Below are 13,199 nucleotides of genomic sequence, written 5' to 3'. Positions count from 1 at the left end.
GGGGGACACCATCCTTGTCTTAGAGGACCTACCCGTTTGAGAAGCCAAGGAGCCGTTCGCGTGCACAGCACATCCCTGAAACCCCACGTCGTCACGCTGGGGACCGCCGGCGGTCCGCGCTGGTGGACCGGCGAAAATGCCGGCAAGCGTGCGGGTATTTCCACGGCAGTCGTCGTCGGCGACGCCGTGTACCTGGTGGATGCCGGAACGGGCGTGGGAAACCAGCTCATGAAGGCCGGTTTCAGCACCGCGAACCTGCGCGGGATCTTCCTGACCCACCTGCACTCGGACCACACCATCGACCTCGCGTCGCTGGCCATCTTCGGGCTGTTCACCATCACGCCGGGCCAGAAGTCCATCCGCATCATCGGCCCCGGCGACCGCGGCATCCTGCCGCCGGCATCCCCGCGCGCCGCGGTGCCGCCGACCCCGCTCTACCCGGCGAACTCGACCCCGGGCACGGCCGACATGTTCAGCCACCTCATGCAGGCCTACGCCACGGACCTGAACGACCGGGTGATCGATGCGCTGCGCCCCTCGCCGCTGGACCACTTCGTTGCCTCGGACATCCAGATCCCGCAGGGAACCGGCTACCACGCGAACGAGAACCCGACCCCGGAGAACTTCGCCCCGTTCGAGATCTACCGCGACGAACTGGTGACGGTGACGGCCACCCTGGTCAAGCACCCGCCGATCGCCCCCGCCTTCGCCTTCCGCTTCGACACCGCCGAGGGATCGGTGACCATCTCCGGCGACACCGCCCCGTGCGAAAACCTCGTCACGCTGGCACGCGACACCGACCTGCTGCTGCACGAGGCCATCGACTTCGACTGGGTCGAGCGCGCCTACGGCCACATCGGCACCGAGGCGGCACAGGCCTCCATGGACCACCACCGGCTCTCCCACACCTCCGCGCAGCAGGCCATCGAGCTGGCCGAACGCGCCGGGGCCCGCACGCTGGCCCTGCACCACCTGGTTCCCGGAACCACCCCCGTCTCGGTCTGGCGCTCCCACGCCGCCGATTTCTCCGGCACCTTCGTGGTCCCGGACGACTTGCAAGTGATCTCCTTCGCCACCGAACCAGCAGAAATGGTAGTCTCCCGATGACACACAGCCCGGCTATCGACAAGGCCACCGAGAAGTTGGACATCCCGTCGCTGAACTCTCCGCAGATGCGGCGGATCTTGGCCTCCTCCTTTATCGGCAGCGCCATCGAGTTCTACGACTTCATCCTCTACGCCACGGCCGCCTCCTTGGTCTTCAACAAGGTGTTCTTCGTGAACCTGGAGCCGTCGGTAGCGATCTTCGCTTCCTTCGCCACGCTGGCAGTCGGCTACCTTGCGCGCCCGCTGGGCGGCATCGTCTTTGGCCACTTCGGCGACAAGCTCGGGCGCAAGGGCGTGCTGATCACGTCGATGGTGATGATGGGCGTCGCCTCGACCATCATCGGCCTGCTGCCGCCGACCGCGCAGGTGGGCATGATCGCCCCGATCGCGCTGATCTTCCTGCGCATCGTGCAGGGCCTTGCCGTGGGTGGCGAATGGGGCGGGGCCATGCTGATGGCCCTGGAACACGCACCCAAGGAACGTCGCGGATTCGCCGCGAGCTTCGCGAACATGGGCGGCCCCGCCGGCGCCGTCATGGCCACGCTTGCCGTCTCCGCCGTCTCGACGCTGCCCAACGACCAGTTCCTGGCCTGGGGCTGGCGCATCCCGTTCATCGCCAGCCTGGGCTTGGTGGCAATCGGTCTGGTCATCCGCCTGAAGGTCTCCGAATCCCCGCTCTTCCTGGCCCTTGAAAACAAGGCCGAGGAAAAGAAGATCCCGCTGATGCAGGTGCTGACCAAGTACCCGAAGTCGGTTCTCATGGGCACCCTGGTGGGCATGAGCTCCTACACCGTGCAGGGAATCATGACGGTCTGGGCCATCTCCTACGTGGTGGAAGCCGGTGGCATGGACCGCACCTCGGTGCTGAACATCAAGGCCGTGGGCGCCGCGTTGACCGTGGTGTTCGTCTGGATTGCCGCACGCTACTCGGACCGCATCGGACGCCGTCCGGTGATGATGGTCGGCATCCTGGCCGGCGCAGTGCTGGCCCTGCCGATCATGTGGATGCTGCAGATGGGCGAAATCTGGCTCTTCGCGATCGCGTTGTTCCTCGCCAACGGCCTCATCCAGGGCGTCATCTTCGGACCCTTCGGTGCCTTCACCGCGGAATTGTTCCCCACCCGAATCCGCTACACCGGTGCCTCGCTGGTCTACCAGCTTTCCTCGACCCTCGGCGCGGGATTCACCCCGATGATCGTCACCGGCCTGGTGCTGCTCGGCGGCGGCTCCCTGTGGCTGGCAGGTGCCGGGTGGGCCGTGGTCTTCGTGATTGCGGCACTGGCGATGCGCAGCGTGAAGGAAGGCAAGGACGCCGACCTGAGCGCCGAAAAGATGTAGTTCCGCGGAGCTTTTGAAGGGATGGGCGGTTTCTCACGAAACCGCCCATCCCTTCTTCGCGTTCGGCACCGGTCCGTTGGCAGAACTCGAAGGAGGCGGTCAGTTGGGGTCTCGGCCCGCAGTTGCCCACCGGCCGTGGCTCGATGCGTAGCTTCTCGAAGGCGTTCATGGCGTCTGGCCACATGTCTTTTCGGCTGCCGACGTTTCTCGCGGACGGGGCCCTGGCCCGGGTCTGGGAACCACGCTCGTGCATCCTTGCTGCACTGCGCCAGATGGGCACAAACCGCCGCGGCAACGTATGATCCCCATCACTGGCGTGTGGTGCCTGCAACACCTTGAAGGGGTGCCGCAGCGCCCGGAAATTGGCATTTTTTTCGGTGCGCCCGGGGTGTTCCCCGATATACCCTCGGCTCAAACAGACATCGCGCGGAGGGGTATTGTCTCCAAGGGCACATCTCGCCTATGCACCAGAGCACATTTCTGGCAGGCGGCCGAAGCGCCAAAAAATCTCTGGCAAGACCCCGGAAAGTTTCACATGTCTATTAGTACTACTTCGACGGCAACGGAGCCGTCCGCAGAAGGTGCCGAAAGCGGCAAGTTGCGCTCGCGGCACGTCACCATGATCACCCTTGGCGGCATCATCGGTGCCAGCCTCTTTGTTGGTTCGGGCAACGTCATTCGTTCGGTCGGTCCCGCGGCCGTCATTTCCTACCTCATCGGCGGACTGCTGGTCTTCCTGGCCATGCGCATGCTCGGCGAGATGGCCGCAGCACGCCCGACCGTCGGCTCGTTCATGGAATACGCCCGCCAGGGTCTCGGCAACTGGGCCGCATACCTCGTTGGCTGGCTGTACTGGTACTTCTGGGTCGGCGTGCTGGCCTATGAATCCGTGCTTGGCGGCAAGATGCTCAACGGTTGGTTCCCAGAGCTTCCGTCATGGCTGTTCTCCGCTATTCTTTTGGTCCTCTTCATTTGCACCAACATCATCTCGGTGCGCACCTTCGGCGAGGTCGAGTTCTGGCTGGCCAGCATCAAGGTCATCGCCATCGTCATCTTCCTTGCCGTCGGCGTGCTCTTTGCCTTGGGCATGTGGCCGAACTCCAGCTTCTCCGTCGATAACCTGTGGCAGCACGGTGGATTCGCCCCGAATGGCGTGTGGATCTCCATCACCGGCGTGGCCGTCGTGATCTTCTCCTACTTCGGCACCGAGATCGCCGTCATGGCCGCCGCCGAGTCCGAGGATCCCTCCAAGGGCATCCGCCAGGCCAGCAGCACCATCATCTGGCGCATCCTGCTGTTCTTCGTCGGAGCAGTGCTGGTGATCGTGACCATCGTGCCGTGGAACCAGCTGCCCGACCCGGCCGAGATCGCCCCGTTCACCTACGTATTCTCGCTCTTTGGCCTGCCGGGTGCCGAGCTGGTGATGAGCCTGATCATCTTCACCGCCGTCTGTTCGGTGCTGAACTCCGGCCTGTATTCCGCTTCGCGCATGTTTGCGGCGTTGGCCGACCAGGGCTTCGCCCCGAAGATCATGACCAAGCGTTCAAAGAACGGCGTGCCTCTGGCTGCATTGATCGCCTCGACGGTCGGCGGCTTCGTGGCGACCATCGTGAACTTCGCATTGCCCGACTCGGGCATCTTCGACTTCATCATGAACTCCGCCGGCCTGGTGGCACTGTTTGTCTACGTCTTCATCGCCGTGACCCAGATGCGCCTGCGCTCACGCATGTCCCCCGAGGAAGTCGCCGGGTTGAAGCTGAAGATGTGGCTCTTCCCCTGGTTGAACTACTTGCTGATAGCCGGAGTGGTGGGTGTCCTGGCCATCATGTTGACCACCGAATCCGGCCGGACCCAGGTATGGACCAGCTTGCTGGCCACCGGTGTACTGGTTGCCTTCTGGCCCGTGGTCCGCAAGAAACTTGCGGCCCGCGACCGCGACGCAGTCACGTCCTCCGCTTCCTAGCCTGAAGCTACATTGGACAGAAAGCCTGAACCGGCCCCCGAAAGGTGGACTCGGTAGGTAAAAGTCCAAGCAGCGAGTGCCTGGGCCCGATATTTCATCGGGGCCAGGCACTCGCTGCGTTAACCAGGCACTCGCTGCGTTAACCAGGCACTCGCTGCTAATATGGGGCACCCCAAACCAAAGGAGGGCCCCGTGGGCAAGGTGGTCATGTACGGCTCGGTGTCGGTGGACGGCTTCGTCGCGGACGGGAACGACCAGCCCGGACCGCTGTTCGACTGGTTGTCCGGCGGGGATGTCCCGTTGGGCGAGAGCGGCGAGGTGAAGGTGTCGCAGACGTCCTACGACTACACCCGGCCGTACTGGGACCAGATCGGGGCGACAATCGTCGGCCGCCACGTCTTCGACCTGACGGACGGCTGGGACGGGAAGCCTCCGGGCGGGGTCGACCACGTGGTTGTCGTGACGCACCGGCCGCAGCCCGAGGGCTGGGACCCCGAGGCGCCGTTTCACTTCGTCGACGGCGTCGAGGCGGCCGTGGCCAAGGCGCAGGAGCTCGCGGGCGACCGCATCGTCGAGGTCGCCGCCGGCGACGTCGGCGGCCAGGTGCTTGCCGCGGGCCTGGTCGACGAGGTGCGCATGGACGTCGCACCCGTCGTATTCGGGTCCGGCAAGCGCTACTTCGGGTCGGTCCACGCACAGCACCTGTTGGAGGATCCCGACGTGGCGATCCGGGGCAACCGGGTGCTTCACCTACGCTATCGGGTGCGCCGTTGACCGATCCGGGCGGGTGCGCGAAGAAGCCCACTGCGAACGGTGGCACAAGGTCGGGCCTCCGGCTGCGTTTGCGCATCGCCGCCCCGGGACCGACGCGCCAGCCGACATCCAGCCAGCGATTGCACCCTCAACTGTGAAGAGCCCGTTAACAGGATCTCGTCTATGCTCGGCGGTCAATGGGACATTTCGACGCATGTAAAACTCCACGGACGTAAGGAACTGAATTAATCATTCCGGTCTCCGGGGGAGCAGTTCAGAAACCGCCCATCCCGTCTTCGCGTTCGGCACCGATCCGTTCGCAGAACTCGATGAAGGCGCGCAGGCGCAGGCTGGGTCGGTCAGAGGCCGTGTAGGCGACACAGATGTCGCTGCGGCCCACCGGTCCCTCGATTTCCAGCATTGCCAGAGGCAACCCGTCGTAGCTCATGTTCACCGGAGGGCGTTGGACCAGCACCGTGTAGCCCAGCCCGCGGGCCACCATGCCGCGCACCGCCTCGAAATTCGAGCTGCTCCAGGCGATCTTGGGATCAAGGCCGGACATGCGCAGGTTCACCAGCTGGTTGTCCTGCACCGAAGGGATGTCCAGCGAGACGAAATCCTCGTCGGCCAATTCCGCCAGCCGGACGCTGCCCCTGCCGGCGAGCGGATGGTTGGCGGCCAGCAAAACGTAGGGGCGCCCGGTCATCACCGGGGCGTGCTTCACCACGGGAAGCAGGTGCCTGGTGTGGGTGAGCACTGCATCCAGGTAACCCTCGAGCATCCGTTCCTGCAAGACGACTCCGTCACCCTCGATGATCCGTACCTCGAGTCCGGGATTCGGCTTGGTGAACTGTTCGCAGATGATCGGCAGCCAGAACGCCGAAAGGCTCGTGTAACAGCCGATGACCAGCGGGCCGGCCAGGGTGCTTTGGCGTTCCCCGATGTGGCCCTGGACTTCTTCGGCGTGGCGGACCAGGTCCTTGGCGTCGCGCAGGAAATGGGCCCCCACCGCGGTGAGCACGACCCCGCGCGCCCGGTGCCGCACCAACAGCTGCGACCCCACGATGCGTTCGAGTTCGTTGATGGCCTGCGACATGGCCGCCTGGGAAATGTGGCACGCGGCGGCGGCGCCGGAAATCGACTCGGCATTGGCCACGGCGATGAAGTACTGCAATTGCTTGAGGGTGTAGTTGACCACCTATTCAGCGTAGGTGATGCGGTGTTCGAAGCCTCGAACGGAGTCTTTCATTGCGCGCGGAAAACACTTGCCGGCCCGACATTTGTTCATGCGCGATCCGTATCCGAAGGCCCCGCGCTGCGAGGCAAATCGGCACTCTTCGTCAATGCCCGAGCACTGAAACGCAAGCATCTTGCCACGGCGGATTCGTACAGTGGGTGGTGGACCGCGACGCAAAGCGGCGTACCTGCGTGGCGAATGCACCGAATCGATCTCGCGCCCCGAACCGTCGTGGAAAGGCGAAACCATGGAAACCACACTCGACCTGCGCAGCATCACTGCCCAGGAGGCAGAGCAGCTGGTGACTGGGGCACTGGATTCCTACGGGATTCCGGCCGAAGAAGCGGTGTTTGAGCTCATCAAGCACCGCGAAAACTTCGTCTACCGCCTGGCGGTGCCCGGGAGAACCGACTTGGCTGTGCGGCTGCACCGCCCGGGTCTGCGCAACGACGCGGAAATCCATGCCGAAATGGCGTTCCTCGACGCGGCCGGTGCCCGCGGAATCATGGTGCCCCAAGTGCTGCCCACGGTCGATGGCCGGCTGTTCGTTTCCCTGCTCGACGGTTTCGGCAGGTCCTGCCAGATCGACCTGCAGGAATGGATCACCGGCTCCACAACGCTGGGTTCCATCGACGAGGGGCTGTTCGGCACCAGCACGCTGGGGCCGGAGGACTTCAGGAACCTGGGCTCCACCATCGCCCGGCTGCACGTGCTGGCCGAGGAACTGGGCCCGGAGGCCGGCACGGGGCGCGGTGCCTGGGACGCGGAGGGACTCACCGGGGCCGCACCGCTGTGGGGCGACCCGCTGGCCGCCAGCGTCTTGGACGACTCCCAGCGAGCCCTGCTGCGCAAGGCCTTGGACCGCGCCGGCCGGATACTGAAGGACCACGGCAAGGCCCCGGACCGCTATGGGGCCATCCACGCTGACTTCACCCCGGAGAACGTGCTGACCTCTCCCGCCGGCCTGCGGGTTATCGACTTCGACGACTTCGGCCCCGGCTATTTCCTTTTCGACCTGGTGACGGCGCTCTTCTTCTTCCAGCCGCATCCGGCCTACCCCGCGTACCGGGAGGCGTTGTTCCAGGGGTACGGCAGCGTGCGCGAACTGCCGCCGGAACACCTTGAGCTCTGGGATACGTTGCGCCTGGCACGCGGTGCCAGCTACCTGGGGTGGGCCGCCGCCCGCGAGGGACAGGACGATGCCCTATTCATCTTCGAGAACGTGCTGCCGCTGGTGCTCCGGCTGGCGGCGGACTATGCAAAGGACAGCCCGACGTTGATTTCCGAGACCGTTTCCACCACCGATGAACTGCTGGCCCGGCGCTTTGCCACGGTGGGCAGGCATTCCCCGCTCTTCTACGCCCAGCCGATCGCCCTGGCCTCGGCCGAGGGCGTGTGGCTCACCGACACCGAAGGACGCCGCTACCTGGACGGCTACAACAACGTGCCGCACGTGGGGCACTGCAACCCGCGGGTGGTCGCGGCCGCCTGCGCGCAGGCCAAGGTCCTGAACCTGCACAGCCGCTACCTCAACGAACCGATGGTGGCCTACGCGGAGAAGCTGCTTTCCTGTTTCCCGGCGCCCTTGGACAAGATGTTTTTCACCAATTCCGGCTCCGAATCCAACGAGTTGGCGCTGCGCATCGCCCGCCAACACACAGGCGCCCGGGGCGTGCTGGTCAGCGATTTCAGCTACCACGGCAACACGAGTGCACTGGCCGAACTCACCACCGGGCTGGTGACCCGCGAGGGACTGGGGGAGCACGTCCGTCCGATCCGCATTCCGGACCTGGAACATGCGGGCGGGCTGACGGAGGACGAACTCACGGCGGCTGCCCTGGCCGGGGTGGATGCGGCGATCGCCTCACTGAAGGCCGCGGGCATCGGACTGTCCGCGGTGCTCTTTGACCCGCTGTTCTCCACCGAGGGGCTGAACCGGGTCCCGCGCGGCTACGTGGCCGGGCTGGCCGACCGCGTGCATGCCGCCGGCGGCCTGGTGATCGCCGACGAGGTCCAGTCCGGGTTCGGGCGCACCGGGGACGCCATGTGGGGATTCGAGCTGCACGGCATCGTCCCGGACCTCGCCACCCTGGGTAAGCCCATGGGCAATGGCCACCCGCTAGGCGCCGTGGTGACCACCACGGCGTTGCTCGACGAGTTCGGCAGCCACAACATGTACTTCAACACCTTTGCCGGAAACCCGGTCTCCGCCGCCACCGGGCTGGCGGTGCTGCAGGAAATGGAGGACCGTTCGCTGCGGGCCAACGCCAGGGGCCTCGGTGTCGGCATCCAGTTGAGGCTGCGGGAAATTGCGGCCGAATCGCCCGCCGCGGGCGCGGTCAAGGGCCGCGGCCTGTTCTTCGGCGTCGAGATCGTGCGCCCCGACGGCGGCCCGTGGGCCGAGGGTGCCAAGGCCGTCATCGAACACATGAAGGCGAACGGTGTGCTGGTCAGCAGGATCGGCCCGGATGACAACGTGCTGAAGATGCGCCCGCCCATGGTGATCGGCAGGGAGGAAACCGAGCTGCTGCTCGAGGCCTTCGGCGCCGCGCTACTGCATGTTGGCAGCGCGGGCTAGGGGACCAAAAACGCGAAACTCCCTTGGCTGGCACCGGAAGAACCGGTGCCAGCCAAGGGCGTTTGCTGCTTGTTGCCCTGCGGCGTGGTGCCGTGCGGGGTGTTGCGTCTTGGCCTTGCATGCGTTGACGATCTCCAGGACCCGCTCCTCGGCGTCGATGTCGGCCTTGATGCCGCCGGGAACCTTAAAGAAGAACACGGTGCCCATGCCCCACCAGACAAAGAAGATCAGCCATGACTGCCAGCATAGCGAGGCGGGCCCGTCCTGCAACTTTTCGATCGTGCACTCTCGGAGGTTAGGTTCCGAATTCATGTGATTTTTATACCCCTAGGGGTATATGACATACTCGAATGTGAGGGGGCTTCGATGCCCCGTTGAACAGTTGCCGCCAATCGCGAGGAATAAACACATGTGCCGTGCAGTCAAATGCCGCAAGTGCCAGAAGACTACCTGGGCCGGTTGCGGCCAGCACGTCAAGCAGGTCATGGCCCACGTGCCGCGTTCCGAGCAATGCTCCTGTGATCCGAATGCGCCGAAGGCCCCCAAGGAGTCCGCTGGCTGGCTTACACGACTCTTTCGCCGCTAGACCGGCGCGGCCACGAAGCTTGCGGCGATCGACACACCACCTGGTGTGTCGATCGCCGCTTTTGCATGTCATGCGCGATGGGTGGCGCACCGTAAAGCGGTTTGTCCGCGGGATCCCCTTTGCGTCCCTTGTTTCATTACGATTTCATGACGATTCGTTTTTGCTGAAACGCATTGGCATGTGCTGGAGCGCTGGCTAGGCTGGGTGGGCTTGGGAATTGCAGCATCGCAGGGAGCTTCGCCGGCTCGGTGTCTTTGGGGGAGGGGGAAACTGATGAAAAGGTCGAGAATGAGGATTGCTGCTGCGAATTTGCTGCTTTTGTTCGCGGTCGCTTTCCCGCCGGCCGGCGCTCTTGCCGCGAGCCCGAAGTGCGCGCTGGCTCCCGAAAGTGCCCTTCGATTGAATCCTCCCAAATCGAACAGGGCGATCCAATCGTTCGACTATGGACCCGGTGGAAATGTCTATTTCATGCAGCCTTCCCGCAACGACACGCGGCTGTCCAGATGCTTCCGCACTTCGGCGGGAAAATGCGTTCAGCGTGACAGCGTCAAGTTGCCGCGTTTTGGGCACGGAGAGTCGCTTGAGGTGTATTCGAAAAAGGGCCGCACTTATGCATGGGTGGGGAGCGGTGCCCGGAAAACGCCGCCGCGTTATCACTCGAGGACGATCTCGCTGATCGAGTACATCAAGGCGCCCAAGGGCTCGAAAAAAGCGAGCTATCGCCGAGTTGGCACGCTGACGGACTTGGCTTCAATCGTCCCCGGCAAGTCTGGTGCCGCAGCTCGAAGTGCCGTTGCGCTGTCCGACAAACAGGGTCGATTGGCCATTCGGGTGCAGCTCGGAGGGCCACGTTCGGCCGCCTACTACGGCATCTACAAGACTGCGGCACTCACCGCACTTATGAAGAAGGCGCCGGGAAACAAGTTGCCGATCGCAAAAGCCAAGAAACTAATGGTGTCCCAATTCAAGGAACCCAAGACCTCGAAGAAGGCGTTCCAGGGCTTTGACATCAAGGGCGATGGCGCCAAGCTAAAGCACCTCTACGTTTTTCGGGGTTATGTAGGTCAAACTCCCACGATTTATCTTTACTCCTGGCGGAATGGCGGGGAAGTCGCCAAGCGGGGAAAACGCGTCATCGAGAGCAAGTCCACCGCCGGTTTTGAAGCCGAAGGCATCAAGGTTGAAGCCGATCCGATGGACACCGGGGGCGTACACGTTCAAATCGGATTCAATCCGACTCGACGCGACAGTAAGGACCGACGGATCTTCCGGCTGTACCGATTGGCGGAATCCGCCTCTGGGCTGAAGGCGGGGGCCGCGGTCCTTCCCCCTTGCCCCGCGGCGGATCCCCCCAGCCAGAAGGTGAACAAGCACAACCAGGGGGACCTGTCCCGGGGCTCGAATTTGTTGACCGGTGAGCTGCCCGGGGCGCCAGTCCCTCAAAGAGATACGGTGGACCCGCCGGAGTTTTGCGAGGATCCCTTGTTGCAAAAGTTCATGTGGACTCTCGTGCCCATATGCTCGCGGAGCGGTGGGCAAAACCTTGCCCCGTACCCCCTGGCGTATTATCGCTAGCGTCCAGCCAATGGCGTGCTCGTCAGCCACTGCCAGCTGGAAGTGCGCAATTCCGTGGCAGCTGCGCGCGCTGGAACTCGTGGAACATTCAAAACGCCCGGAACGGCCAAAACTCCTAATTGGCGCCCGAACCGGCCCTACATTTTCGTACCCGGAATTCGCCCGCAGCTCCCGCTCCATCCGATGAATCTGCCAAAGCCCACCGGATTCACTTCAGTCAACCAATGTGTTCTTTCTCTTTTGTTGGGCCGCCAAACACAGAAGACTGGGCCGTATGAATGAAACGACCGAACAATTGGCCGCACGGTTGGAAGCCAATCCGGATCCGGGGATCGCGCTAAGGCTCGACGGGGTCCGCAAGACCTTCCACACCGCCCTAGGCCCGCTGGAAGCCGTGGCGGGAATCGACATGAGCGTCGGGACCGGAGAGATCGTTGCCTTCCTGGGGCCCAACGGCGCGGGAAAAACCACCAGCATCGACATGATGCTTGGGCTCACCGCACCGACATCCGGCACCATCTCGGTGTTCGGCAAGAGCCCGCGCGCGGCCGTGGAGGCCGGGGAAATCTCCGCGGTGCTGCAGACCGGCGGGTTGCTGCGGGACCTCACAGTGCGCGAAACCGTCACCGCGATCGCCGCGCTGCACGGTGCCAAGGACCGCATCGAAGAGGTCATGGAACGCACCAACATCCTCTCCCTGTCCCGCCGCAAGGTCTCCAAGTGCTCGGGAGGCGAACAGCAGCGGCTGAAATTCGCGCTCGCACTGCTGCCCGATCCGAGGTTGCTGATCCTCGACGAACCCACAGCCGGGATGGACGTCGCTGCGCGCCACGCGTTTTGGGGCACCATGCGGCAGGACGCCTTGGAGGGTCGCACCGTCCTGTTCGCCACCCACTACCTGGAAGAGGCACAGGACTTCGCCGAACGCACCATCCTCATCGGGGCAGGACGCGTGCTGGCGGACGGCCCCACCAACCAGCTGCGCACCATGACAGGCGGACACGTCGTCTCCGCCACACTGCCCGATGACCGCCCCGCCGAGCCGGCACTTGCGGCGCTGCGCACCCTGCCGCGGGTCGTCTCCGTGCGCTTAGAGGGCCGCCGGGTCAGCATCACGGGCCCGGAATCCGACGCCGCGGCGCTGATGCTGCTGACAGGACTCGGGGCCCGCGAGCTGGAGATCACCGCACCCACCCTGGAATCCGCCTTCATGGCGTTGACGGAAGCACGCTGATGAACCCCACCTATGTACGCATCGAACTCTTCCGCCAATCCCGGGACATCATGAACGTCATGTTCGCGGTGTTCATGCCCGTGGCCATGTACGTGCTCTTCGGGAACATGTTCGGCTCCGGGGACACGAGCGCAGGCAACGGCAACGTGAAGTTCTACGTCATGGTCTCCATGGCCGCCTACGGTTCTGCCGTCGCCACCACGGCCATCGCCGGGACCGCCGCCACCGAGTCCATGCTGGGGTGGGGACGGCAAATCGCGCTGACCCCGATGAAAGCCTCGGGATTCGTGGCCGCCAAGATCACCGTCGCCCTGGTCATCTCCGCCGCTAGCGCCGCCGCCGTGTACCTGACCGGCATGCTCACCGGGGCGCAGGCAGACGCGGCCTGGATCTGGGCGCTCAGCTACGGGACCGTCGTGCTGGGCTCGGGGGTCTTCGGCCTCTATGGCATGGCCGTCGGGCTGGCCTTCAAGTCGGAGACTGCAATCGGCATTGCCAGCAGCGGCCTGGTGTTCTTCGCCTTCTTCGGTAACGTGTTCATGCCGCTGAGCGGGGTGCTGCTGGACATCGCACGATTCACCCCGATGTACGGGTTCGTGGGATTGGCCCGCTACCCGCTGACCGAGGGCTACGGGGCCGGGACCGATACCGTGGATTCGATTGGCATGCTCCTAGCCAACATAGTGGGTTGGGCACTGGTCTTCGCCGGGCTTGCGCTGTGGGCGGTCCGCCGCTCGAGGGCGCGGCGGTGAAACTAGCCCCGCCGGTCCCGTTTCCTTCCGGGTGATCCAACTTCTTGATCCACACGATCAACGCGCCCGCAATCTCC

10 protein-coding genes are annotated in these 13,199 nt (G+C 64.3%); 8 read left to right on the top strand and 2 right to left on the bottom strand.

Going from position 1 to position 13,199, the window contains the following annotated elements; translation table 11 throughout:
- The first annotated feature begins 60 nt into the window (after positions 1-60).
- From JOF47_RS15960 to JOF47_RS15945, 4 genes are all read left to right on the top strand, one after another.
- Positions 61-1,107, top strand: coding sequence for an MBL fold metallo-hydrolase (locus JOF47_RS15960; protein WP_210000169.1), 1,047 nt, complete (start codon positions 61-63; stop codon positions 1,105-1,107).
- Positions 1,104-2,444, top strand: coding sequence for an MFS transporter (locus JOF47_RS15955; RefSeq protein WP_210000167.1), 1,341 nt, complete (start codon positions 1,104-1,106; stop codon positions 2,442-2,444). Before JOF47_RS15960 ends, JOF47_RS15955 begins: the two co-directional genes overlap by 4 nt.
- A 535-nt stretch (positions 2,445-2,979) precedes the next feature.
- Positions 2,980-4,407 (top strand): amino acid permease, encoded by a 1,428-nt coding sequence (locus tag JOF47_RS15950; protein WP_210000164.1) that lies wholly within the window; start codon positions 2,980-2,982, stop codon positions 4,405-4,407.
- Between the two features lie 192 nt (positions 4,408-4,599).
- Positions 4,600-5,181, top strand: a complete 582-nt coding sequence (locus tag JOF47_RS15945) for a dihydrofolate reductase family protein (protein ID WP_210000162.1) — start codon at positions 4,600-4,602, stop codon at positions 5,179-5,181.
- Positions 5,182-5,434: 253 nt separating this feature from the next.
- Here JOF47_RS15945 and JOF47_RS15940 read toward each other — a convergent pair whose 3' ends face one another.
- Positions 5,435-6,358: a LysR substrate-binding domain-containing protein gene (locus tag JOF47_RS15940; RefSeq protein ID WP_210000160.1), complete on the bottom strand. Its 924-nt coding sequence runs from the start codon at positions 6,356-6,358 to the stop codon at positions 5,435-5,437.
- Positions 6,359-6,644: 286 nt separating this feature from the next.
- On the opposite strand from JOF47_RS15940, the gene JOF47_RS15935 reads away from it, so the two are divergent.
- Positions 6,645-8,975, top strand: a complete 2,331-nt coding sequence (locus JOF47_RS15935) for an aminotransferase class III-fold pyridoxal phosphate-dependent enzyme (protein WP_210000159.1) — start codon at positions 6,645-6,647, stop codon at positions 8,973-8,975.
- Here JOF47_RS15935 and JOF47_RS15930 read toward each other — a convergent pair.
- Complete coding sequence (locus tag JOF47_RS15930) at positions 8,949-9,287, bottom strand: hypothetical protein (protein WP_210000156.1); 339 nt, start codon at positions 9,285-9,287, stop codon at positions 8,949-8,951. The two genes, JOF47_RS15935 and JOF47_RS15930, sit on opposite strands and share 27 nt — an antisense overlap.
- 562 nt (positions 9,288-9,849) lie before the next feature.
- On the opposite strand from JOF47_RS15930, the gene JOF47_RS15925 reads away from it, so the two are divergent.
- From JOF47_RS15925 to JOF47_RS15915, 3 genes are all read left to right on the top strand, one after another.
- Positions 9,850-11,136, top strand: coding sequence for a hypothetical protein (locus JOF47_RS15925; protein WP_210000154.1), 1,287 nt, complete (start codon positions 9,850-9,852; stop codon positions 11,134-11,136).
- A 274-nt stretch (positions 11,137-11,410) separates the two neighbouring features.
- Positions 11,411-12,370 carry an ABC transporter ATP-binding protein gene (locus tag JOF47_RS15920; RefSeq protein ID WP_210000151.1) on the top strand — a complete coding sequence of 320 codons (960 nt, stop codon included), beginning with the start codon at positions 11,411-11,413 and terminating at the stop codon, positions 12,368-12,370.
- Positions 12,370-13,122, top strand: coding sequence for an ABC transporter permease (locus JOF47_RS15915; RefSeq protein WP_210000148.1), 753 nt, complete (start codon positions 12,370-12,372; stop codon positions 13,120-13,122). Before JOF47_RS15920 ends, JOF47_RS15915 begins: the two co-directional genes overlap by 1 nt.
- Positions 13,123-13,199 lie beyond the last annotated feature (77 nt).

The organism is Paeniglutamicibacter kerguelensis (assembly GCF_017876535.1).
Lineage (GTDB): Bacteria > Actinomycetota > Actinomycetes > Actinomycetales > Micrococcaceae > Paeniglutamicibacter > Paeniglutamicibacter kerguelensis.
The sequence above is the reverse complement of the archived record's forward strand: the minus strand, read 5'-3'. Positions and strand labels throughout refer to the sequence as shown.

What these genes read in the sequence shown, in the direction of transcription:
- JOF47_RS15955 (WP_210000167.1), top strand. Translation starts at nt 1,104, where the DNA reads ATGACACACAGCCCGGCTATCGACAAGGCCACCGAGAAGTTGGACATC.
- JOF47_RS15950 (WP_210000164.1), top strand. Translation starts at nt 2,980, where the DNA reads ATGTCTATTAGTACTACTTCGACGGCAACGGAGCCGTCCGCAGAAGGT.
- JOF47_RS15935 (WP_210000159.1), top strand. Translation starts at nt 6,645, where the DNA reads ATGGAAACCACACTCGACCTGCGCAGCATCACTGCCCAGGAGGCAGAG.
- JOF47_RS15930 (WP_210000156.1), bottom strand. Translation starts at nt 9,287, where the DNA reads ATGAATTCGGAACCTAACCTCCGAGAGTGCACGATCGAAAAGTTGCAG.
- JOF47_RS15925 (WP_210000154.1), top strand. Translation starts at nt 9,850, where the DNA reads ATGAGGATTGCTGCTGCGAATTTGCTGCTTTTGTTCGCGGTCGCTTTC.
- JOF47_RS15920 (WP_210000151.1), top strand. Translation starts at nt 11,411, where the DNA reads ATGAATGAAACGACCGAACAATTGGCCGCACGGTTGGAAGCCAATCCG.
- JOF47_RS15915 (WP_210000148.1), top strand. Translation starts at nt 12,370, where the DNA reads ATGAACCCCACCTATGTACGCATCGAACTCTTCCGCCAATCCCGGGAC.